Annotated in this window: 19 protein-coding genes and 1 pseudogene; 8 read left to right on the top strand and 12 right to left on the bottom strand. The window is 52.3% G+C overall.

Annotation, left to right across the window (positions count from 1 at the left end; genetic code table 11):
* Positions 1 to 35: 35 nt before the first annotated feature.
* The gene (locus GN241_03460; GenBank protein ID XAT56500.1) at positions 36 to 602 is read left to right on the top strand and encodes an NYN domain-containing protein; all 567 of its coding nucleotides are present in this window, start codon (positions 36 to 38) and stop codon (positions 600 to 602) included.
* Between the two features lie 3 nt (positions 603 to 605).
* Here the strand turns inward: GN241_03460 and GN241_03455 are convergent, their stop codons facing one another.
* Positions 606 to 2,747, bottom strand: a complete 2,142-nt coding sequence (locus GN241_03455) for a response regulator (protein XAT56499.1) — start codon at positions 2,745 to 2,747, stop codon at positions 606 to 608.
* A 185-nt stretch (positions 2,748 to 2,932) separates the two neighbouring features.
* Between GN241_03455 and ispH the strand changes: the two genes are divergently transcribed.
* The 5 genes from ispH to GN241_03430 all read left to right on the top strand — a co-directional run bounded on the left by ispH (position 2,933) and on the right by GN241_03430 (position 5,905).
* Positions 2,933 to 3,886 (top strand): 4-hydroxy-3-methylbut-2-enyl diphosphate reductase, encoded by a 954-nt coding sequence (ispH, locus tag GN241_03450; GenBank protein ID XAT56498.1) that lies wholly within the window; start codon positions 2,933 to 2,935, stop codon positions 3,884 to 3,886.
* A gap of 94 nt (positions 3,887 to 3,980) precedes the next feature.
* Complete coding sequence (locus GN241_03445; protein ID XAT56497.1) at positions 3,981 to 4,430, top strand: DUF3429 family protein; 450 nt, start codon at positions 3,981 to 3,983, stop codon at positions 4,428 to 4,430.
* On the top strand, positions 4,430 to 5,032 hold the full coding sequence (locus GN241_03440; GenBank protein XAT56496.1) for a methyltransferase domain-containing protein: 603 nt from the start codon (positions 4,430 to 4,432) through the stop codon (positions 5,030 to 5,032). The genes GN241_03445 and GN241_03440 overlap by 1 nt, the downstream gene beginning before the upstream one ends.
* A complete protein-coding gene (gene rnhA, locus GN241_03435) occupies positions 5,025 to 5,477 on the top strand; it encodes a ribonuclease HI (protein XAT56495.1) in 453 nt (150 codons plus the stop codon). The genes GN241_03440 and rnhA overlap by 8 nt, the downstream gene beginning before the upstream one ends.
* Positions 5,474 to 5,905 carry an NUDIX domain-containing protein gene (locus tag GN241_03430; GenBank protein ID XAT56494.1) on the top strand — a complete coding sequence of 144 codons (432 nt, stop codon included), beginning with the start codon at positions 5,474 to 5,476 and terminating at the stop codon, positions 5,903 to 5,905. Before rnhA ends, GN241_03430 begins: the two co-directional genes overlap by 4 nt.
* Positions 5,906 to 6,302: 397 nt before the next feature.
* Here the strand turns inward: GN241_03430 and GN241_03425 are convergent, their stop codons facing one another.
* Positions 6,303 to 6,629, bottom strand: a complete 327-nt coding sequence (locus tag GN241_03425) for a dihydrodipicolinate reductase (protein ID XAT59163.1) — start codon at positions 6,627 to 6,629, stop codon at positions 6,303 to 6,305.
* 123 nt (positions 6,630 to 6,752) lie between these two features.
* A pseudogene (locus tag GN241_03420) lies at positions 6,753 to 7,561 on the bottom strand (4-hydroxy-tetrahydrodipicolinate reductase).
* Positions 7,562 to 7,647: 86 nt separating this feature from the next.
* Here GN241_03420 and rbfA point away from each other — a divergent pair.
* A complete protein-coding gene (gene rbfA, locus GN241_03415; protein ID XAT56493.1) occupies positions 7,648 to 8,046 on the top strand; it encodes a 30S ribosome-binding factor RbfA in 399 nt (132 codons plus the stop codon).
* 297 nt (positions 8,047 to 8,343) lie between these two features.
* Here rbfA and GN241_03410 read toward each other — a convergent pair whose 3' ends face one another.
* The 9 genes from GN241_03410 to GN241_03370 form a co-directional block, all read right to left on the bottom strand.
* The gene (locus tag GN241_03410) at positions 8,344 to 8,802 is read right to left on the bottom strand and encodes an Hsp20 family protein (GenBank protein ID XAT56492.1); all 459 of its coding nucleotides are present in this window, start codon (positions 8,800 to 8,802) and stop codon (positions 8,344 to 8,346) included.
* Between the two features lie 151 nt (positions 8,803 to 8,953).
* Complete coding sequence (locus tag GN241_03405; GenBank protein XAT56491.1) at positions 8,954 to 9,712, bottom strand: trypsin-like serine protease; 759 nt, start codon at positions 9,710 to 9,712, stop codon at positions 8,954 to 8,956.
* A 47-nt stretch (positions 9,713 to 9,759) separates the two neighbouring features.
* On the bottom strand, positions 9,760 to 11,085 hold the full coding sequence (glcF, locus tag GN241_03400; protein XAT56490.1) for a glycolate oxidase subunit GlcF: 1,326 nt from the start codon (positions 11,083 to 11,085) through the stop codon (positions 9,760 to 9,762).
* A 3-nt stretch (positions 11,086 to 11,088) separates the two neighbouring features.
* On the bottom strand, positions 11,089 to 12,192 hold the full coding sequence (locus tag GN241_03395; protein XAT56489.1) for an FAD-binding protein: 1,104 nt from the start codon (positions 12,190 to 12,192) through the stop codon (positions 11,089 to 11,091).
* A 21-nt stretch (positions 12,193 to 12,213) separates the two neighbouring features.
* The gene (locus GN241_03390) at positions 12,214 to 13,662 is read right to left on the bottom strand and encodes an FAD-binding protein (GenBank protein ID XAT56488.1); all 1,449 of its coding nucleotides are present in this window, start codon (positions 13,660 to 13,662) and stop codon (positions 12,214 to 12,216) included.
* Positions 13,663 to 13,877: 215 nt separating this feature from the next.
* Positions 13,878 to 15,926, bottom strand: coding sequence for a hypothetical protein (locus GN241_03385; GenBank protein XAT56487.1), 2,049 nt, complete (start codon positions 15,924 to 15,926; stop codon positions 13,878 to 13,880).
* The gene (locus GN241_03380; protein ID XAT56486.1) at positions 15,923 to 18,667 is read right to left on the bottom strand and encodes a DUF4159 domain-containing protein; all 2,745 of its coding nucleotides are present in this window, start codon (positions 18,665 to 18,667) and stop codon (positions 15,923 to 15,925) included. The genes GN241_03385 and GN241_03380 overlap by 4 nt, the downstream gene beginning before the upstream one ends.
* Positions 18,667 to 19,548 carry a DUF58 domain-containing protein gene (locus GN241_03375; GenBank protein ID XAT56485.1) on the bottom strand — a complete coding sequence of 294 codons (882 nt, stop codon included), beginning with the start codon at positions 19,546 to 19,548 and terminating at the stop codon, positions 18,667 to 18,669. The genes GN241_03380 and GN241_03375 overlap by 1 nt, the downstream gene beginning before the upstream one ends.
* Positions 19,545 to 20,552, bottom strand: a complete 1,008-nt coding sequence (locus GN241_03370; GenBank protein ID XAT56484.1) for an AAA domain-containing protein — start codon at positions 20,550 to 20,552, stop codon at positions 19,545 to 19,547. Before GN241_03370 ends, GN241_03375 begins: the two co-directional genes overlap by 4 nt.
* A 70-nt stretch (positions 20,553 to 20,622) precedes the next feature.
* On the opposite strand from GN241_03370, the gene GN241_03365 reads away from it, so the two are divergent.
* Positions 20,623 to 21,213, top strand: coding sequence for a DUF1285 domain-containing protein (locus GN241_03365; GenBank protein ID XAT56483.1), 591 nt, complete (start codon positions 20,623 to 20,625; stop codon positions 21,211 to 21,213).
* Positions 21,214 to 21,399: the final 186 nt, after the last annotated feature.

The raw sequence follows: 21,399 nt of genomic DNA, 5'->3' as shown, positions 1-21,399 counted from the left end.
ATATAAGAGCCGCTGTTTATTTGAAAGGAAATTAAATGTTTTACAAGGACGAACGGCTGGTGCTGTTCATTGATGGATCCAATCTATACTCGGCAGCAAAATCGCTTGGCTTTGACATAGATTATAAACTATTGCGCACAGAATTTATGCGCCGCGGCAAATTGCTGCGCGCATTTTATTACACGGCATTGCTTGATAATGAAGAATATTCGCCAATTCGTCCGTTGGTCGACTGGCTGAATTACAACGGCTTTACCATGATCACAAAAACCGCCAAAGAATTCACCGACAGCCAAGGCCGTCGCAAGGTCAAGGGCAATATGGATATCGAATTGACCGTGAATGCAATGGAACTGGCACCGCATGTCGATCACATCGTTTTGTTCTCGGGGGATGGAGATTTTCGGCCCTTGGTTGAAAGCCTGCAGCGCCAAGGGGTACGCGTGTCCGTTGTGTCGACGGTTCGCAGCCAACCTCCAATGATTGCCGATGAACTTCGCCGCCAGGCGGATAACTTTATCGAGCTGGAGGGTCTCAGGGATGTGGTGGGTCGGCCTGTGCGCGAAGACGATGGCACAGACGAAATTTATACGCCTGAATAACGCTTATTTCTGGGCATTTGGATCAATCGGGCCGCGCCAGCGGTCCACCATCTGCGCCAATTCCAACGTCGAAACAGGCTTTTGCAACTGCGCGTCAACCCCTTGCAAGACCGTCGCAGTGGCTGACGCGCTGCGGCCTACAGCAATCAACGCTGTTTGAGTTTCGTGGCGCTCCGATTGAAGCGCGCGTATCTCAACGATCACGCTCTGGCTGCTCGCGTCGATAAGCACCGCATCAATGAGGATCAGATCAAAGGCTTTATCTCGCAAGACTAGCAAAGCATCTTGAAAATGTGCAGCTTCGGCAACCACGCAGCCCAATTTTTCAAGCTGATGTTTCACAATCAGCCTGCTCACCTCATTTTGATCGATCAATAAAATATGTGCTTGTGCCGGCCCCTGAGTTGGGGTGATAGGTTTGATTTTTTGTAACCCTGACTGGGTGCGTGACAACTGCGCGGCGTGCATCTCAGAGAAGGCGCGCCACACCTCTGAGGGCAACATGGGACGGCGCGCAAGAACGCGACGCCCTGAAAATATCTTTTTAAAATCAGGATGCGCACGGGAAGCAAACGTCGCCACAGGCAGATCTGGGTCATGCATCGCTATATCACGAAACAACTGATCTTTTTGTAAATCTCCTAACCCAGAATTTGCAATTACAATAAAGGGCGGTGACGCGGTGGTTTTAAGAAATCCAAGCAACGCGCTCGGCTGGTCAAAGCTGTGCCAAATGGCACCTGATGCCCGCACATAGCGCTCAAATGCCCTTGGTGGTTTCCCTGGCTGGTGTAAACAAAGAACCTGTTCAGACTCCAAGCATGGAATATTCACTGACCCTTCCGGATTGACCATCGGCAGCGTAATTTCAAACGTCGCTCCACTGCCCTTCATGCTGTCAACTTTTATCGTCCCGTTCATTTTACTGACCAGTTGGTAGACGACAGACAGCCCCAACCCGGTTCCGCCAAAATCCAACCCTGCGCCGCTTTCCACTTGCAGAAACGGCTCGAAAATATCTTGATGATTTTTCACATCAATGCCAATGCCGTTATCCGACACAACAATTAGCAAATGATCCTTTTCATCCCGGGTTAAACATAACGAAACCGCCCCGGTCTTGCCCGCTAGGCTCGGTGTCGAAAATTTGATAGCGTTGGTGAGTAAATTCAGAATAATTTGCCGCAAACGACCAGGATCAACGTCAATTCTCTGGGGCAATTGAGGATCAAAATTCAATGAAAATTCAACGTTGCGAGATTGCGCAAAGGGCAGTATTCCCTCAACAATATTTTCAAATAGCTCTAAAAGAGCCGTCGGTTCAAGATTTAACGCAACCCGGCCCGCTTCAACTTTTGAACTGTCTAGAATTTCATCGACCAGCCGCAACAGCACCGCAGAGCTATCACGCATAACTTTGATCAACCGCGCTTGCTCATGATCAAGTTGTTTCGCTTCAAACAACTCTAAGACGCCCATGATCCCATTCATTGGGGTGCGGATTTCATGGCTCATATTTGCAAGGAACCTCGTTTTGGCAATATTCGCGGCAGAAGCCTTCTTATTAGCCTGATAAAGATATAGGCTGTAGGATTTACTGATCGTACCGACGGCATAATATTGAATAATCAAAATAATAAAAACCGACAGCACCGCCAATAGGTCTACATATCGCAGGGCCAACGGGTCAGACACGACCATTATGCCCAGAAGATCATCTTCCAGCCCCCAGCGGGTGATCCACGCCATTATGCTGATCAGAACAAAAAATATAATATAAGCGCGTTCTTTCTTTACCGAAAAAACTAAGAATGCCCCACCGGCAAAGCCGGTATAGAGAATGGCAGCGCTACTGTTCTTACTTACGAGTAAAATCCCGATCGTGACCGCAATCCAAGTAAACCCAACCCAGAGCAATCGCACCAAGAGATGAAAGCGCGTATTCAAAAAGACAACGGCAAGTAGCGATGCACATATCGTGATTGCCGCGGGAATATAAAAAATTAATTGCTGCAAAAAAAAACCCATTGCAGCCCACATGATCGATAAAACAAAGGTGACCCATGCGGATATTCGAACAATCTCAAACCGCCTTGCCTGGGTTAATTCTTCTATCTTCAAATCAATTTCTAAGGCATTCGCCATTTTAAATACTCAAAGTCAAAAAATCTTTAAAAAATAATTCCAGCTCGTATATCACAGTTGCACAAACATGCAAAATTTTCAGCCATCGCCGTGGCCGGTGAAATTAAATATTTACGCTGCGCTTAAGCTTAATTAATCTATGCCCAACAACAAAAAGATTTCTTTGGAAAAGGGATAGAGCGGTAATGCCGTTAAAGGATCTGACTTTATATCTTGCGGCACCCCGTGGATTTTGTGCCGGTGTGGATCGGGCAATTCAAATTGTTGAGCTTGCTTTGGGAAAATGGGGGGCCCCGGTCTATGTGCGCCACGAAATCGTGCATAATAAATTCGTGGTCGATGAATTGCGCGAAAAAGGCGCCATTTTTGTAGAAGAATTAGATGAATGCCCAGATGATCGGCCGGTTATTTTTTCTGCCCATGGCGTGCCAAAAGCAGTGCCAGCAGAAGCTGCAAAGCGGGAAATGATCTATGTCGATGCCACCTGCCCTTTGGTGAGCAAAGTGCATATTGAGGCCGAGCGTCATCACGCGGCGGGTTTGCAAATGGTCATGATCGGCCATGAAGGGCATCCCGAAACGGTCGGGACAATGGGCCAATTGCCTGAGGGAGATGTCCTTTTGGTAGAAACCTCCGAAGATGTGGCCAAGCTAAACATCCGAGACCCCGAAAAACTGGCATTTGTCACCCAAACAACCCTTTCTATTGACGATACGGCGGATATTGTTGCTGCCCTGAAACTGCGGTTTCCATCCATTGTAGGCCCCCATAAAGAAGATATTTGCTATGCTACAACCAACCGTCAAATTGCGGTCAAAGAAATCGCGCCTTTGGTGGATGCATTACTGGTGGTCGGAGCTCCCAATTCTTCCAATTCAAAACGCTTGGTCGAGGTAGCCTCGAAAGCCGGCTGCACTTACGCGCAGCTCGTTCAGCGCGACACCGAAATTGACTGGCGCGCTTTGGAGGGCATTCAATCGGTAGGGCTTACGGCGGGGGCATCTGCACCTGAGGTTTTGGTCAATGAAATCATCGAGGCGTTTGGTGCGCGCTACAAGGTGACGATTGAGCATGTTGAAACCGCGCAAGAAAACGTAAATTTCAAAGTTCCTCGCGTGTTGCGCGAAGCCGCCTTATGAGCGCTATTCAGCCCGCCCAAAATAAGGGGCTTCGAAAAGCTTCACCCTCTCGTTTAAAGCCGATGGCCAAGGCCAAAGCCCGAGATCCTCACAAATGGTAAACATCCCACGCTCCGCGTTGGTTTTGGGCTTGGCCGGCCTGCTGCCATTTTTCTGGGGCGTGGCAACGCTTTATTCTGATGCTTTAAGCCTTTGGACCCTGCGCACAATTGGTCCGCGGTTCAACGGCCCCTATGTGCAAGTTTATTACGGGGCAATTATCCTGTCCTTCATGTCTGGCGTACTTTGGGGCTTCGCGACAAAAACGTCCGGCCGACAGGCCACAATTGGCTATATATTATCTGTTTTACCCGCCTTATGGGCGTTTTTTATGACTGGCAATGGCCCGAGCTCGGCCTCAATAAACCTAATGACTGGATTTGCTGGCCTGCTGCTTTTGGATTGGTTTTTTTGGGCCCAATCTTTGGCACCGCCATGGTGGATGCGCTTGCGGGTGTTACTGACTGCTTTGGTGCTTGGCTGTTTGGGCTTAGGGGGTTTGTAATGGCAGCCGATCAGGAAACCATCGCTGTTTATGATTCCAAGATACAAGATTACGCCGCGTTGAAACCTGATCCTCAGCAGGATAAAGCAATGCGTGATTTTTCAGCTCAACTCCCTCCCGGAGCAAGGGTTTTGGATTATGGTTGCGGGCCCGGCGCCTTTGCTCGCGCCTTTGCAGATCAGGGCTTTGAAGTTGAGGCTTTTGATGCTTCAAAAGAGATGGTTGCACTGACACAAGCCGATCCAAGAATAAAGGCATGGCAGGCGCGTTTTGAAGAGTTTCAAGCGCTGCATCACTATGATGGGGTTTGGGCCAGTTTCTCCTTGTTGCACGCCCCTCGTGACCGAATGCCAGATTTGTTAATGGCCATTCAACATGCGCTTAAACCCAAGGGCTGTTTAACGCTGGCCTTAAAACTGGGTAGCGGATCGCGGCGCGATAGCCTAGGGCGGCTCTATACCTATTATAGCCTGCCAGAGTTGCGCGGCTTGCTGACAGAGGCAAAATTTGACTGGCTGAACCATATAGAGGGAAAAAGTATTGGGCTGGATGGCACCCAATCAGATTGGGCAATTGTCCATACGCGCGTTTTCGATGACTGAGCTTTTTGCCTATACCGATGGCGCCTGTTCGGGCAATCCGGGCCCCGGTGGATGGGGTGTTTTGTTGCAAGCGATCCAAGCCGGTAAAATCGTTAAAGAGCGCGAATTAAGCGGTGGCGATGGTGCAACAACCAATAATCAAATGGAGCTGATGGCCGCGATCATGGCGCTTGAAACGCTGGATCGCGCCAGCACGCTGACCATCGTGACCGATAGCACTTATGTTAAAAATGGTGTCACCCAATGGATTCATGGCTGGAAGCGCAACGGTTGGCGCACCTCGGCGAAAAAACCGGTCAAAAATGCCGAGCTATGGCAACGGCTTGATCTGGCGCAAAGCCACCACCAGGTAACATGGGAATGGGTCAAGGGCCATGCAAAGCATTCGCAAAATGAACGGGCGGATGAATTGGCCCGCGCCAGTATGGCCCCTTTTAAAATATGAGCAAACCTATCGTGCAAAAGGTTTGCCCTATTGTTTCACGATGCTCAAATGCGACGCCAGAAATCTTAATGCTCCGGCATCCGCTTGCCGGTATCCAGCTGGTCAAAGGCACCGTTGAACCGTCAGAAAGTCCAGAAGATGCAGCGCGGCGCGAACTCTTTGAAGAAAGTGGTATCGATACAAAACAGCCATTATTTTTCATTGGAAAAAACACCCGAATGGTTTGCGGACAAATTTGGTATTTTTATAGCCTCGATCTGCTTTGCAAACGAAATCAATGGATCCATTTCGCCCCAGATGATGGGGGCATCGAGCTGCAATTTTATTGGCTTGCCCTGCTGGCGCCACCGCCGCAAGATTGCGGCGCTTTATATGCGCGCGTGTTAAATTATGCGCGACCACAGTTACTCAGGCGGCTGCAGCTTTAGGGGCGTTTACGGCGAAAAACCGCGCGACTCCAGTTTTGGATGTGCCGCGTCATGCGCTTCGACAGCCTTTCCGGGTTGAGGGATGGCTTTGGCACTGGTTCATGCTTTTGGCGCGCCAGATCACTTGGATCAGCCGGCCTGAACATACGAAGCGCATTCTTACCCTGTAACAGGCGAAAATGCTCAAACATAACAACTCATAATTTAAAAGGGGCTCTGGCCTCTTAAAGGCAAATTAAGCGGAACGTTATCACCAACAAGCAGGGTAAAAAGCATCCAGGCTGGCGAACTCTCTCGAACATCGTTTGATCATGGTGCGCTCTCCATAGAAAGTTGAACAATACTATACCGATCACCGCCGAAATTACAACTATAAATAATAAATAAATAAATATTTCTACTTTAGGGTGAAATCGGCAAACTCGCCTGCGCCTTTTTCCGTGGTGAATCGTATCTTATCGCCATTCAATGCGACTGCTTGGCAATTATGCTCGAATGTTTTTCCACCCCAGTATAACACGCGGCAAAAATACCGATCTTCCCAAACCCAAGTGCCCGTCACTTTCATAGCCGCCGCTTTGCCCGTTATTGTTCCATCTGGCCTCACCTGCAAACTGATCAGCGGGCGCTTTAAGTCTTTTCCTTCAATGACAGATAAAAAATGATCACGCTTGGACAATACAACAAATTCGGCCCAGGCGCTGACCGGCAAAAAGAGCACCATACCGACGCTGGTAAATATTCCAAAAAATAAACCACGCATGCTGTTTACCCTGAAACGTTTGTTATGATGGTGACGTATTTCATTGATCCGATGAAGCAAATCACATTTGCGTGTTGCATGAGACTAAAGGCCCAAAACATCCAGCATATTATATTCACCTACGGGTTTATTTTGCGCCCATCGCGCAGCTTTCAACGCGCCTTTGGCAAAAAGCAACCGGTCAGTGGCCACGTGGCGCAGGGTGATCCGCTCGCCAGCCCCCGCAAAAAGCACATCATGCTCTCCAACAATATCCCCCCGCGAATGGCGGAAAACCCGATATGGCCTTTTTGGCGCGCACCGGTGATACCGTCGCGGCCGCTATCGCGCACCAGCGCCAGATCAATGCCGCGCCCCTCTGCAGCCGCTTCGCCCAGCATCAGCGCTGTGCCAGAGGGCGCATCGACTTTCTTGTTATGATGGGCTTCGATCACTTCAATATCAAAATCTTCATCTAACGCAGCTGCAACTTTCTTCGTAAGCTGCACCAACAGATTTACCCCCAGAGACATATTTCCTGCGCGTACAATCACCGTTGCTTCGGCGGCTTTTGCCACAACTGCAAGATCCTCATCGCTCAGCCCCGTGGTTCCAATCACATGGGCGGTTCCAGTTTGAGCAGCTTGCTTTGCAAACGCCACTGTTGCCGCAGGGCTGGTAAAATCAATAACAACATCGGCTTGGGCAAATATGTTTTCCGCGTTATCCTGCACAATCAAACCTGTTTCCGATTTCTGCATTACCCGCCCCAGATCTTGGCCAACCCATGGATGACCGGGCCGCTCTAAGGCCCCAACCAATCTAGCGGTGTCGCTGGCATGCACGGTTTCAACAAGCATTTGGCCCATACGCCCAGACACTCCGGTTATGGCAACGCCAATCAGATCTGACATAATACGCTCCTGTTTTTCTGACTTTCTTCCTCATAACCTGCCAAAGCTGGCTTGGCAAAGCCCAAGGAAGCGCGTAGAGCAAATCTATGGGAAAGAATAAATTTCATGATGGGCTTGGCCCGTCTCAACGGCAATTGCGCGTCGGCGAATTGATCCGCCGCACTTTGTCAGACATCCTGATACGCGGCGATATTCACGACCCAGACCTCAACAGGATGTCAGTGACTGTCGGCGAGGTCAGCACCTCACCTGATTTGAAAATTGCCACCGTTTATGCCTGCCCATTGGGCGGCAATGGAGGGCCGGAAATGATCGCCCTTTTGGCCAAAAATAAACATGAGATACGCCGTGCAATTTCAAAAAACCTATCGCTGAAATACACGCCGGATCTACGGTTCCGATTGGATGAAACCTTTGATCGGATGGATGAAACCCGCCGTTTAATGTCGCAAAACGCCGTACGCCAAGATCTGGAAGACGAATAGCATTTCGTAAAATGCCAGCATGATCCTAGGGCAAGAACCGCTATTCGCAATTGGTGTCTAGAGCATAGCCTGCCGCAATCCATATCCCATAACCCGACCGGCTTTGGGTTTGAACATAATGTCTTCGTTGTTTTTACGCGCCCGCGCCGCAATATGAAGCGTTGCTTTATCTATAATACGCGCGGTTTTGCAGCGCGCTGATCATCCCCCGCTGAACGACAAAGGGCCCCTAAAAGGCCCTTTTCAAAACATTTAGACCGCGCCATGGCATGGTTCATTTTTCACCTTGAGCACATATCAATTCAAAGCGGGGCGCGGCGCATTTGCCCCGTCACCCGAGGAAATTTCGATCCTGCGCGGCTTCAAAGCTTCTGGAATTTCGTGCTTCAATTCAATATGCAACATACCGTCGGTATGGCTGGCACCATTCACGCGGATATGATCCGCCAAATGGAAATGGCGTTCGAAAGATCGCGTGGCAATACCGCGATGCAAATAACGCCCTTCCGCCTCGGTCTGCGGCTTCTGTGCAGTAATGCTCAGTGTGTTTTCTTTAACATCAACGTTTAAATCCTGATCCGAAAAGCCGGCCACAGCCAAGGAGATCCGATAGGTTTCTGCATCGGTTTTCTCGATATTATAAGGCGGATAGCTTGATTGCGTGGTCTGATTTGAGGCCAGCCGATCCATAAGTGCGGCCATGTGATCAAAGCCAACGCTGGCACGATAAAGCGGTGTAAAGTCAAAATCTCTCATAGGTTGTCCTTTCTGAAGCAACAACGTGGGGCCCTGTCTTTTGTAGACCAGAGCGGTTAAAAGCAGGCCCTTTGCGGCGCCTGTGATGGATAAGTGGGAATGTACTTTTACAGTTTCAAGCCCCCCAGAAGCCAAAAAATAATCCGGAAAGTTATGGACGGGCGTAAAGCCGCGCATACATGCGCGCCAAAGCTGGCTGCAGCGCCGGGCCCAGCGCAACATCCCGACCATTCAATTGTGCTTTGGCAGAAATCAGCGAGACCATGGTAAAACGCCCATCGGGATATTTGTAAAAAACCGGGGCCCCAGAAGATCCGAATGTAACCTCGCAGGCCAATACAAGCATGCCAATTTGATCACCCGCTGCGCGGCAATTTTGTTGTATATGCGGCCCGTCAGATTCACCGCGTTGGTAAGAGACCAATGCCAAAGCAGCACCCAAAGCGGGGAAATCATCCACCTTGAACGGCATGGCTTCCCCGACAGGTACTGCCTCTTTCAATTCAAGCAGCGCAATATCGTTACGGATCCGGCGAGTCTCAAAAAACATATCTTCAAACTGATAATCCGGATGCGTAACAGCGCGCTTGATCGCTGTTGTGAAATAGGCTTTTCCTGCGCTCCACCCAGCCTGAAAGTGCAGTTTTTCTGCAGAAAATGGCTGCCCTGTGGCGCTGTCAAAAAGACAATGCGCGGCCGTTACAATGATTTTATCTGACACCAAAGACGCCGTACAAAACCCGTCACCCTGATCAATTGACAATCGCCCAACCGAGGGCAGAAGGGTCGCGATTTCTTTTTGCGAGAGCAGATGGCTTTCTTCGGCGTGGCTGGGCAGTGCCAGCCCAATATAGCAGATAAGGCACCACGCCAGCATCCAATAATATGTTGTTAAAAACCAAGAGCGCATGCACCCATGGCTAAACGATGATCGGAGGCTCCGAAAGGGCAAACTGCTCAGCGCAGACGTGGAATTCCATCACCATGCGAGGCATAGCCTTCCTGCAACGCCGCCGGTTGCGGCCCCCCGGTCGCCCAATCCAAAAGCTCAACGCTATGCACAACAGGCACGGCGGTTCCAGATCCAATTTGCATCATGCAGCCAATATTACCCGCAGCGATGATATCGGGTTGCAAGGCTTCAAGATTTGCCACTTTGCGCGTTTTCAATTGGCTGGATATCTCTGGTTGCATCAAATTATAGGTGCCCGCCGATCCACAGCATAAATGCGGATCTGCAGGTTCCAAAACCGTAAAACCAGCCTTTTGCAAAAGCGTTTTGGGGAATGTTTTGATTTGCTGACCATGTTGAAGCGAACAGGCCGCATGATAGGCCACCTTGATATTTTTCTGCTCTAGCTCGGGCATTTCAAGCTGCATCAAAAGCTCGGATACATCCATCGCAAGCTTTGAAATCTGCGCGGCTTGTTCCGCCAAATCACTGTCGCGGAACATGTGGCCATAATCTTTTACCGTGGTGCCACAGCCGCTTGTATTGATCACCACAGCGTCCAAACCGCCCTGGTCTATTTCGCCTTGCCAGGCCCGAATATTTTGCGCGGCTGCCGCATGGCTTTCGGTGGTTTTGCCAAGATGATGCGTTAAGGCACCGCAACACCCCTGCCCCTGCGGAATAACAATTTCGCAGCCCAACCGCTGCAGCAGACGAATGGTCGCATCGTTTATATCCGTATTCAGCGCGCGTTGTGCGCAACCAGTCATCAAGACAACGCGTTTCTTGCGCGCGATGCTTGGCGCAAAGCTTTGCGGATCATCATTGCGGCTGACAGGAGGGACCTGTTTTGGCGCCATCGCAATCATCGCGCGCAGCCGTGGATCGGGCAAAAACCGAGCAATAGGCCGCGCTATTTTCGCCCCCAAAAGAGCAAGTCTAAACCGCGTCGGATAGGGTAAAATTTTTACCAGAGCCCAGCGTAACAGGCGCTCAAAAAGCGGACGTTTATACTTGTCTTCGATATAAGCGCGCGCATGATCGATCAGATGCATATAATGCACCCCCGAGGGGCATGTGCTCATACAAGCCAGACAGGACAGGCAGCGGTCGATATGTATTACGGTTTTTTGATCTGGCACACGGTTGTTTTCAAGCATGTCCTTGATCAGATAAATGCGCCCGCGCGGACTGTCTAATTCATCGCCCAATACTTGATAGGTCGGGCATGTCGCAGTACAAAAACCGCAATGAACACAGGCGCGTAAAACCTCATTTGAGCGTTTAAAATCGGTTTCCAGCAACTGGTCTTCGTTGAAAAAAGTTTGCATATCTCAGTCCATCAAGCCAGTGTTTAAAATCCCGCGCGGATCAAATTTCTGGCGAATTTTTTTGCTCAGCATGGCAAGCTGGGGAGCCTCTGGCTGAAACCGGGGAAGCGCACCCTTTTGGCCACGGATGCAGGTCGCATGGCCCCCAAACCCCTGCAAAGCTGGGCGCGGATTGGCACCGGCCTCCAAAACCCCCCAGATCAACCCACCTGACCAATCCAAAAAGCCCTTCTGCAGGCCTGCTGCCTGACACACCGCAGGCGCATCACTAGGTTTGACAGAAATGCGCCAAATATCGCCTGGAAGATCGGCCAAGGCCTCAAGATTGCGTATAGAATGCCATAAATCAGCAGAGGCGTCTTTTGGCAGGCGCGATATCTGGGCGCCAAAACGACCCAACATTTCAAAAAGTTTTTCAGCCCGATACCCAACCGACTTCAAAAAACCTTCAATGCGGATATATGTTTTCTGAGCCATCATGTCATACGCGGCGCCAGACACATCATAGGGGGTGGCCAAAGCGCCAGTCATCGCTTTGACCGCCTGCTGACTATCAAGCCCTTCCAAAACAAAGGTGGTTTCGGTTTCTGAGGCGGGCAGCACTTTAAAGGCCACCTCGCTCAGCACGCCCAAAGTGCCACAGCTGCCAGAGAGTAATTTCACCAAATCATATCCGGTGACATTCTTCATCACCCGACCGCCATTGCGAATAACCTGACCCTGGCCGTCTACGCATTCGATGCCCAGCAAAAAATCCCGCGCCGCGCCCGTCTGAATACGCCGCGACCCACTGATATTGGCCGCGAACACCCCCCCGATGGTAGAGCTCTTTTGGCTGCCCAGTATTTTGTGATAGCGCATCGGCTCAAACGCCAATCGTTGACCCTGCGCAGCAAGCGTATCTTCAACCTCTTGCAGCGAGGTGCCCGCCCCTGCGACCATAGTCAATGCGCCCGGCTGATAGGCTTTGATTCCCGCCAAACCCGTGGTCTGAAGAGTCGCCCCCGCGTTGGGCGCAATGCCGCGGCTATCGCCGCCAACGATCCGCAAAGGAGCCTCTGCAGCGCGCAAAATATCTGAAAGATCAGCTGTGGTTTGCGGCGTCATAATCATGCTTCCAACGTTGGATTATTCAGCAGCAAGCTGCGCTGCGCGATGCGCCTGCGCGCTTTCAAGCGGAAAAACTTTGGCTGCATTGAGCAACCATTTAGGATCAAAAACATCCTTGAGCCACATTTGTGCCTCTAGATCAATTGGATCAAATTGCACATTCATCAAATCACGTTTTTCAACACCAACCCCGTGTTCTCCGGTCAAACAGCCACCAACTTCGACGCATAGTTTTAATATCTCAGCGCCAAAGGCTTCGCAGGTTTCCAGATCCCCCGGCTTATTGGCATCATACAAGATCAGCGGGTGCATATTGCCATCACCCGCATGGAAAACATTGCCAACGGCCAGGCCAAATTGTTGACTTAACTCGCTTATGCGGCGCAAAACATAAGGCAATTCGCTCACCGGAATTGTGCCATCCAGGCACATATAATCATTTATCTGCCCCATGGCGCCAAAGGCAGATTTACGCCCCAACCAGATGCGTGCGGCCTCATCCTGATCCCGCGCCTGCCGCAATTCTACCGGATTATGGCGGCTGGCAATCGCCGTGATTTTTTCCAATTGCTCTTCAATTTCCAAACCGCTGCCTTCGACCTCAACGATCAAAAGCGCTTCGCAATCAGGATAGCCGGCGCCGGAAAACGCATCGGTCGCTTCGATGCAGGGGCGATCCATAAATTCGATTGCCACGGGCAAAACCCCCGCCTGAATAATATCCGACACGCAGGCCCCAGCCACTTCATTGCTGTCAAAGCCCATCAAAACCGGCAGCGCGCCTTCTGGCTTGTGTAAAATCCGCAGCGTTGCTTCCGTCACCACGCCCAATTGCCCTTCCGAGCCACAAATCACCCCCAAAAGATCCAAACCGGCCGCATCAAGATGGGCACCACCAATTTCAATAATATCGCCTTGCATGGTGACCATTTTCACCCCCAGCAAGTTATTCGATGTCACGCCATATTTGAGACAATGCGCGCCGCCAGAATTCATCGCAATATTACCGGCAATCGCGCAGGCCAACTGGCTGGAAGGGTCCGGGGCATAAAAGAACCCTTGCGCCTCAACCGCGCCGGTCACGCTGAGATTGGTGCGCCCCGTTTGAACCTTGATAACGCGGTTCTCATAATCGGTTTCAAGCACGTCATTCATCCGCGCCACGCCCAAAATAAGACTATCTGCGGTTGGCAAGGCCCCGCCGGCCAATGACGTTCCCGCCCCGCGCGGCACAACGGGCACATTCATCTCGTGACATAGCTTTAAAACGGCAGCGACTTCTTGCGTGCTGCGGGGCAAGACCGCAGCCATAGGGGGGCACCGATAGGCCGATAACCCATCGCATTCATAGGCTTTGGTTTCCACAGGATCCGAGATCACAGAATCGCTTGGCAATAGAGCATGCAACCGGCGCACCAATTCAGCTTTGCGCGTCAAAACATCGGGATTTGGCCGGGGCATCTGCATAAAACTCTCCTTATTGGTAAGCTTTTATAACCAATTTTGGCTATTTACAATATGTTTGCTTAAAAAGAAAGCATCATCCGCTCTTCCCCGGCGGAGCTTCCGCTGAAGGTTTACGGGGTGGCGTAAAGATACCAGCACCAGATTAACATTGAGATCCGGTGCCGGCTGCGGCATGCGACAGATCAATCAGGAACGCATCGGCACAACAAAAAAGACTATGCGCGTTTTCGACCCTCGCGCAGCCAGGCCAGCACCCCAATTAAAGACACCAAAAACGCCGCCAGCCAGCCCGGAACCAATGAAAACTGGCTCAATTGTACATTTTCATAAGCCTGCCGGGGCGTGATCCCAAGCCAACCGCGCCCAGCGGCGGTACGCCCTGTATTCACGGCTCTTACCCGCGGCAGACCCTCCTGCAGCCAAAAAACGCCCCCCGAATTTTCTTTTATGATTGGCAACACCAGGCCGGCAGTGCTGAGCGGGTTTTCAAACTCTTTGGGGGTGGCGCTGCCAATCGCAAAAGCGCGCGCGAGCGCTCCGTCCGACATCTTAAAAAGCCCGGTTTGGGTGTTTTTATAAAGGCCTTGAAACTGACCCGGCGCGCGTTCTTCTAGGAAAAGCTTTTGAGAAATTCCAGACGGCGCAACAACTTCAACCGGATCTACCACGGCGTTTAGACTGCGTCGCGTGATCAAAACACCCTCCTCCAATTGCTCTGCAAGCAGCGCCTCCTCTTCCAATTCTGGCTCACTCATCAGCCAATGCGCCAAGCGGCGCAGCAATTCCTGTTGCGGCCCTCCCCCTTCGAAATTGCGATCCCACAGCCAGGCGTGATCAGAGGCCAATAAAGCCACGCGCCCGGCTTTAAACCGGTTTAACGTCAAAAGTGGTAGGCCTTGAACGCCCTTTAAAATCACATCGCCTTCAAGCGGCAGCAATTCAATCTGGCGCATCCAACGCCCCCAATCGCCAGTCTCTGGCAATTGCGCCGTCACCGGGTGGCGCTGCCCAAATTCGGTTAAAGCCGGCAAAAACCCGTTTTCAATCACCTGCGCGGTGGGTGCCCCCGGAAGAATCGGCTGCAAGGGAGATCGAAACAACGAATTGGCTGAAGCATATTCAGGCCCTGCCGCCACCAAAACAGCACCGCCATCGCCGACATAGCGCACAATATTCTGCAAATAGGCCGGTGGCAGGATACCGCGCCGCTTGTAACGATCAAAAATAATCAAATCAAAATCGTCAATTTTTTCTAAGAAGAGCTGGCGGGTTGGAAAGGCGATTAAGGATAATTCATCAACCGGCACACCATCTTGTTTTTCCGGCGGGCGCAGAATTGTAAAATGTACCAAATCCACCGAGCTGTCCGATTTCAATAGGTTGCGCCATGTGCGCGTGCCCGGATGCGGCTCGCCCGAGACAAGCAAAACCCGCAATCGCTCGCGCACGCCGTTCACGGACAGCATCGCTGCGTTGTTGCTTTCACTGACTTCTCCCGCCAAGGGCTCTACGCGAAATTCAAAAATATTTTCACCACCATGCAGGGCTGATAATTCCACATCAACCTCGGTTCCGACCGGCAGGTTAAACTGCGTTGGCGGCGCACCATCCACCGAGATGAAAACATCTGCGCGCGGATCGGCCCGGGTTACAGCCCCGCTCTCTTCAATTTTCAACGTCACCGTGACCGGCTCACCCAAAATAGCAAAAGCCGGGGCATTTTTAATCTCTAACTTGCGGTCAAACTCATCCTTTTCGCCCGTGAGCAGCATGTGAAAAGGCGCTGGGAAGGAAAATCCGGGCAGCGGGCGATCATGCACTTGCCCATCAGACAAGGCGATCACCGCGGCGATTTGGCCCGCGGGTTCTTGCGCCAAGGCTTCGCGCAACGCCGCAAACAGCGCAGTGCCCTCTTCTTTGCGATCCTCTATAGAAATTTTACGCACCTCGACGCCGAATTGGCGTTGAAGCGTCTGCTCTAAAACCGTTTCGGCCGCCTCTAAGCGCGCAATGCGGCCAGCCAAACGGTTCGAAGCCGTTTGATCCTTTAAAAGCAGCACAATATCGGGTTTCAGAATTCTTTCCTCGCGGAGCAATTGCGGGTTTAGCAAAGCCCCGAGCAAAAGCAAAAACGCAGCCATACGCCACGCCCAGCCCCGCAATCCCCGCAGCAAACCAATCCCACCCGCCAGCGCGCAGATCACCAACAGGCCGATCCAAACCGGCAGTGGCAATAAAGGATCAAGGAAAACGCTATAGCTCATTGCCCAAGCCGCTCAAGCAATGCAGGAACATGCACCTGGTCGGATTTGTAATTTCCGGTCAACACATGCATCAGCAGATTAATGCCAAAGCGAAACGCGATTTCGCGCTGTCTTTCCCCGATATATCCGCGGCCCACGGGGTATAAGGCGCGCCCCTGCCTATCGACCGCCCAGGCCGCGGCCCAATCATTGCTGCCAATCAATATCGGGGTCACTCCGTCATTGCGCACTTGAAAGGGCAAGCCGCTTTCACCAGCGTCACTCGCCATGCTTTTAGCCAGCCAAAGCGGGCCATTTCGAAACCGGCCCGGAAAATCCTGCAATAGATAAAAACTGCGCGTCAGCACATGCCCCTCTGGCACCGGCTCAAGCGCAGGCACATCCAAGATGCGCGCGAGGCGCCGCAACACGTGGTTTTCGCGGCTTTGGCTTGTGATCTGGCCAAGATCGGCATCGCGCGTATCGATAAACAGCACACCGCCCGTTTGCATAAATCCGTTCAATTTATCAGCCGCTTTAGCGCTCAGCGCTGGCTGATCGGGACTGATCAACCAGTATAAAAGCGGGAACAGCGCCAGTTCATCCTCGTCCAAATTCACGCCCCGCGGTTGCCCTGGCTCAACCGATGTGCGCTCGCCCATTCGGCGCGATAGCCCATCCAGGGCTTGAAAAGCCAAAAGATCCAGCTTTGAATCCCCCGTTATGACATGCCCCAACGTCACCGTTGAGCTGGCCGCTGTGACATCACTGGGCAGCCTGTCTTGGGCATGAACAGCGATTGGATTATGAACCAAAGTGACGGTGGCCAAAATCGCCCCCGCGATTATGGTGCGGCCACTCAGCGCCAAACTGGCCAAAACATCCACCGCCAGAGCAATAAGGGCCACGCTTAAAAACCACCCGCTGAGATCCCGTGTCTGTTGCGTGATATCCACTTTTTGTACCCAGTCCGGCCAGATCATGGGCACCAAATCTGCAGATTTTGGCTCAAGATTGTGAGACGCCAGCTGCCCCTTAAATTCATATAAGCCCGGCGGGCTAAGCGCGCCAAAGCGCCGCTGCTGTAACAACTCAGCAGCGATTCCTGGCAAGTAATCCGCATCCACTATTTCACCAAGGCCATCCAGAACCTGAACCGGGCTCCATACCGAGCCCGCCGCCAACGGCACCTCATCCTGCCAGCCCCGCGCCGCGTTCAGCCGGTTTAGCATATCCAAGAATAAACCACTTAGGGGTAAGTTGCTCCAGTCTGTATTGGCAGTGATATGCCAGAAGACGATCTGCCCCGAACCAGCTTCTTTGCGGGTGATCAGTGGCGTTCCGTCTTGCAACCGGGCGATAACGCGCGCGGCCAAATCTGGGCTGGGTTGCGCCAAAACCTGGGCCCTCACGCGAATATCAGGGGGAAGGGTCAAACCGGAAAACGGACCATCAAGCGCGAAGGGCTCAATTGCTTTGGGTTGGTCCCAACTCATTGCGCCGCCAAGCTGGCGCCCGCCTTGCCGCAACACGACCGGCAGCAAAGGATCTTCGCGCAAGGCCGCTGGATTTGCAGCCGCCAATCTTGGGCCCGCAAACCGCACCAATGTCCCCCCAGCTTTCACCCAATCCAGCAGCGGTTCAGGATCGGCCAAAGGCAGCATATCGGTCCAAATGATAAGATCAGGATTGGCCAGTAAAACCTGCTCTAACGCCCCTGTAATAAAGGCCACTTTTGGCGCCAACGCCTTTTGAACAAAATGCAGCGGATCTAAAAGATCCAAGTTTTCGGCGCTTGCCGGCCCGCCAAATAGGGCCACTTCGGCGCGCTTAATTTGATTGCCCAATAAATAAAGCGCCGCCGCATGATCTTGCCCCTCAATCTCAAACCTTTCAAGCCGTGATAAAATTTCTGCTGGCGCTTTAAACCGTATCTCCTGCTCTGTTTCGCCGGCGATCAGGTTAACCGTTTCGCGCAGCAAGACCGTTCTTGTTCCTGCAGGATCGCGGCCAATTCCCAAAATAGCCACCGACCGATCCGATCCATGCGCGCTCCGGCGCAGGCTAAGAGAGACCTGTCCTGCCGCGTATTGCAAATCGCCCAGCGCTAAAATTTCACTCTGCGCAGAGATCAAACGCACCGCGCCTGCCGCGCGCAACCGCTGCAGGATGTCTTGACGCGCGCCGTCATAGCCCAAACCATCTGACAGCCAAAGCGTGTCAAATTTGGCGCCTCTCAAACCCTCAAGCTGCGCGTTGACCTGCGCCCATTCTGGGGCATAGGGGCGCGGCTGCAGCGTTTCGACTTCATGCGCCAGCGCCTGCGCGCTTTGAAACGCAATCGGGTTTGGAGCGGTTGCCAGCATCACGCCAACCCGTTGCCCCGCCCGCGCAGCTTTGCGCAAATCGGCCTTTAACACATCCCGGTGAAACTCAAACTCGGGCGCTGAAGCCCATCCGCCATCCACCACGATCAAAAGGTCTGGACCGCGATCAAGCTGCGTTTGCGGATTGAGAATCGGGCCTGCAAACCCAATCAAAACCGCCGCAATTGCCAGGCTGCGCAAAACAAGCAGCCACCAAGGCGCATGCGCGCTGGTTTGGGTTTCATCTTCCAACCCCAGCAACAAACCCACCGCCGGAAACAACTTTTGTACGGGCGACGGCGGCAAAGCCCGCAGCAAAATCCAAAGCAGCGGCAGAAGCAGCAACCCCCAAAGCACCCACGGGGCGTTGAACGCGATGACACTCCAACCCGGCATCAGCGGCGGCGCCCCTCTTGGCCAAGCGCTTTATGCAATTGTAAAAGGGCCGATATTGGATTTGCATTGCTGACATAGCTGATCAGCTGCCAGCCTGCGGCTTTTGCCAAATTTGCCAACCCGTCGCGCCGCGCCGCCAGGCGCTCTAAATATTGCACGCGCAAATCTGCCGCCTGTAAACTGTCATGCTGCAGGCGTTTCAGCGGGCTTTGAAAAACAGCCCGCCCGCGATAGGGAAACTCAACCTCTGCGGAGTCTAAAACCTGCAATATCACACCATTAATTCCGGCATCGACAGCTTTGCTCAACGCCAGTTTTAACGGATCTAAATCTCCTAAGAAATCTGATATGAAAACCGCGCGGGCATTCGGTATGAAAGCCGGGTCCAAAGCTGTGGTATATTCTTCAAAGCCAGGTTTTAAAAAGGCATCCGCCAATCTGAAAATCTGTTTACGGCCGCGCGCTGGGGGCAAACCTGTGGTCGCCAAACCCACTTTTTCACCGGCTTTCTCAGCTGCAATCGCCAGCGCCAAAGCTAAAACACCCGCCTGCTGGAATTTTGAGGGGGCCGTTTGAGATGAAAATTGCATCGAGCGCGCGCTATCCACCCAAATCTGAAGCGCTTGCGCGGTTCTCCATTCTTGATGGCGCACAAAATACCCGTCACTTTTGCCCGAGCGGCGGTGATCTATTGCCTGCAGCGTATCCTGTTGCGGTTGATAGGGCCGATATTGCCAGAAATCCTCACCGATACCCGACCGGCGGCGGCCGTGCCCGCCCATCAGCGCGTTTTGCGCCAAGCGGTCAGCAGCCAACAGCAACGCCCCTAATGGGTCCGCCAATTGCCCCGCATTGCCATGAAGAGAGGCCGCTAAACTCATGCCGCAGCGCGCGCGTGATCAAGCTGATCTGCAATACGGCGAATAAGCTCCGGCAAATCCACACCATTGGCCTGCGCCGAATAGCGCAACGCCATGCGATGCGCCAAAACGGGAACCGCCAATGCCAGCACATCCTGCACCGAGGGCGATAAGCGGCCTTGCAAAAGCGCCCAGGCGCGTGCAGAGAGCATTAAAGATTGCGCCGCGCGCGGCCCCGGGCCCCACGCAACCGTCTCGCGTAACTCTTTTGACGAAGAAGCATCCTCGGGGCGACACGCGCGCACCAAATCAAGGATAAAGTTAACCACACTATTTCCTATTGGCATTTGGCGAACCACTTTTTGCGCCGCCATTAATCGAGCCGGATCAAACACCTGCGCAACCCCCACCTGCCCCACCCCGGTGGTTTCAAGCAAAATCTCGCGTTCGGTCTCGCGATCTGGATAATCCAAAGTGATTTGCAGCAAAAACCGATCCAGCTGCGCCTCTGGCAACGGATAGGTTCCTTCTTGTTCAATTGGGTTTTGAGTGGCCAAAACATGAAACGGCTGCGGCAGCGGGCGCGTTTGTCCGGCGATCGACACTTGCCCTTCTTGCATCGCTTGCAGCAAGGCAGATTGCGTGCGCGGGCTTGCGCGATTGATCTCATCTGCCATTAAAAGCTGGCTGAAAATCGGCCCCTCAATAAACTTAAATTGCCGCGTCCCATCAGGCTTCGTTTCCAATATTTCAGACCCTAAAATATCAGCCGGCATCAGATCAGGTGTAAATTGCACGCGTTGGGTGTGCAGCCCCAGCACATCCCCCAAAGTGTTCACGAGCAGGGTCTTTCCCAGCCCAGGCACCCCGACCAGCAATCCATGCCCCCCCGATAACAGCGCGGTCAGGCTTAGATCTATAACCGATTTCTGACCGATGAATTTCTTAGCAATTTCGGCCTTCATCTGGGCCAAATCTGCCGTTAGATCCTCTATCTGATCCGCAATATCTCGTGACGACGACATGGCTTTTTCCCCTTTGACAAATATATAGGTGTTATTGAGTGTATTGCGACAAAACAAAATGGCAAAACCAATGAGTGCAGAAAAAATGGCATCGCCCAGCGCCGAAGGGCTGGCGCAGGCTGCAAGAGCCGCCAGCGATGGGCGCAAATTGCCGCCCGTCCACTTGTGGAATCCACCGTTTTGCGGGGATTTGGATATGCGCATCGCCCGCGACGGCACCTGGTTTTATCAAGGCACGCCCATCGGCCGCTTCGAGCTGGTGCGGCTATTTTCATCCATCCTGCGCAAAGATGGAGATAGCTACGTCTTGGTTACCCCAGTTGAGAAAGTGGGAATCACCGTGGATGACGCCCCTTTTGTGGCTGTGGATTTTGAAAATATCGGCACCCCAGATAGGCCCGTTTTGTGCTTTGAAACGCATGTTGGTGATTTTTCGCAAGCCGGGCGGGAAAACCCAATTCGCGTTGAAAAGCACCCAGAAACTGGAGAGCCCGCGCCCTATATTCATATCCGAGCCGGGCTAGAGGCTTTGATCGATCGCAAAAGCTTTTACCGCTTGGTCGAGCGGGGCGAACAAGCCGAGCATCAGGGCCAAACCTGGTATGGTATTTATTCCGATGGGGTGTTTTTTCCGATCATTCTGGCGGATGAACTCAATTAACTTAGCTGGCTGCACACCGAAGCGGTTTTAACAAGGGCTTTTAGAAAGACCTTTTACCTTTTAGAGCGGAGGCAAGTAAATTTTATTCGTCGATTGGCACCAGGTCGAACTCAACAAAATCGTTCCAGCGTTCAAACCAAAGATCGAACAAAACAGAGCTCTACATCTCCATCAGCAGATCGCAGA

The organism is Rhodobacteraceae bacterium IMCC1335 (genome assembly GCA_039640495.1).
GTDB lineage: Bacteria > Pseudomonadota > Alphaproteobacteria > Rhodobacterales > Rhodobacteraceae > Thalassovivens.
Note: the sequence above shows the minus strand (reverse complement) of the source record. Positions and strands in the feature narration are given on the sequence as shown.

Bases quoted from the DNA above. Each gene is read 5' to 3' on its own strand.
- GN241_03440 (XAT56496.1), top strand. From the start codon at position 4,430: ATGGCAGCCGATCAGGAAACCATCGCTGTTTATGATTCCAAGATACAA.
- GN241_03395 (XAT56489.1), bottom strand. From the start codon at position 12,192: ATGACGCCGCAAACCACAGCTGATCTTTCAGATATTTTGCGCGCTGCA.
- rnhA (XAT56495.1), top strand. From the start codon at position 5,025: ATGACTGAGCTTTTTGCCTATACCGATGGCGCCTGTTCGGGCAATCCG.
- GN241_03390 (XAT56488.1), bottom strand. From the start codon at position 13,662: ATGCAGATGCCCCGGCCAAATCCCGATGTTTTGACGCGCAAAGCTGAA.
- glcF (XAT56490.1), bottom strand. From the start codon at position 11,085: ATGCAAACTTTTTTCAACGAAGACCAGTTGCTGGAAACCGATTTTAAA.
- GN241_03460 (XAT56500.1), top strand. From the start codon at position 36: ATGTTTTACAAGGACGAACGGCTGGTGCTGTTCATTGATGGATCCAAT.
- GN241_03375 (XAT56485.1), bottom strand. From the start codon at position 19,548: ATGAGTTTAGCGGCCTCTCTTCATGGCAATGCGGGGCAATTGGCGGAC.
- GN241_03455 (XAT56499.1), bottom strand. From the start codon at position 2,747: ATGGCGAATGCCTTAGAAATTGATTTGAAGATAGAAGAATTAACCCAG.
- rbfA (XAT56493.1), top strand. From the start codon at position 7,648: ATGGGAAAGAATAAATTTCATGATGGGCTTGGCCCGTCTCAACGGCAA.
- GN241_03365 (XAT56483.1), top strand. From the start codon at position 20,623: ATGAGTGCAGAAAAAATGGCATCGCCCAGCGCCGAAGGGCTGGCGCAG.
- GN241_03370 (XAT56484.1), bottom strand. From the start codon at position 20,552: ATGTCGTCGTCACGAGATATTGCGGATCAGATAGAGGATCTAACGGCA.
- GN241_03445 (XAT56497.1), top strand. From the start codon at position 3,981: ATGGTAAACATCCCACGCTCCGCGTTGGTTTTGGGCTTGGCCGGCCTG.
- GN241_03430 (XAT56494.1), top strand. From the start codon at position 5,474: ATGAGCAAACCTATCGTGCAAAAGGTTTGCCCTATTGTTTCACGATGC.
- GN241_03380 (XAT56486.1), bottom strand. From the start codon at position 18,667: ATGCCGGGTTGGAGTGTCATCGCGTTCAACGCCCCGTGGGTGCTTTGG.
- GN241_03405 (XAT56491.1), bottom strand. From the start codon at position 9,712: ATGCGCTCTTGGTTTTTAACAACATATTATTGGATGCTGGCGTGGTGC.
- GN241_03385 (XAT56487.1), bottom strand. From the start codon at position 15,926: ATGAGCTATAGCGTTTTCCTTGATCCTTTATTGCCACTGCCGGTTTGG.
- GN241_03425 (XAT59163.1), bottom strand. From the start codon at position 6,629: ATGGTGCTCTTTTTGCCGGTCAGCGCCTGGGCCGAATTTGTTGTATTG.
- GN241_03410 (XAT56492.1), bottom strand. From the start codon at position 8,802: ATGAGAGATTTTGACTTTACACCGCTTTATCGTGCCAGCGTTGGCTTT.
- ispH (XAT56498.1), top strand. From the start codon at position 2,933: ATGCCGTTAAAGGATCTGACTTTATATCTTGCGGCACCCCGTGGATTT.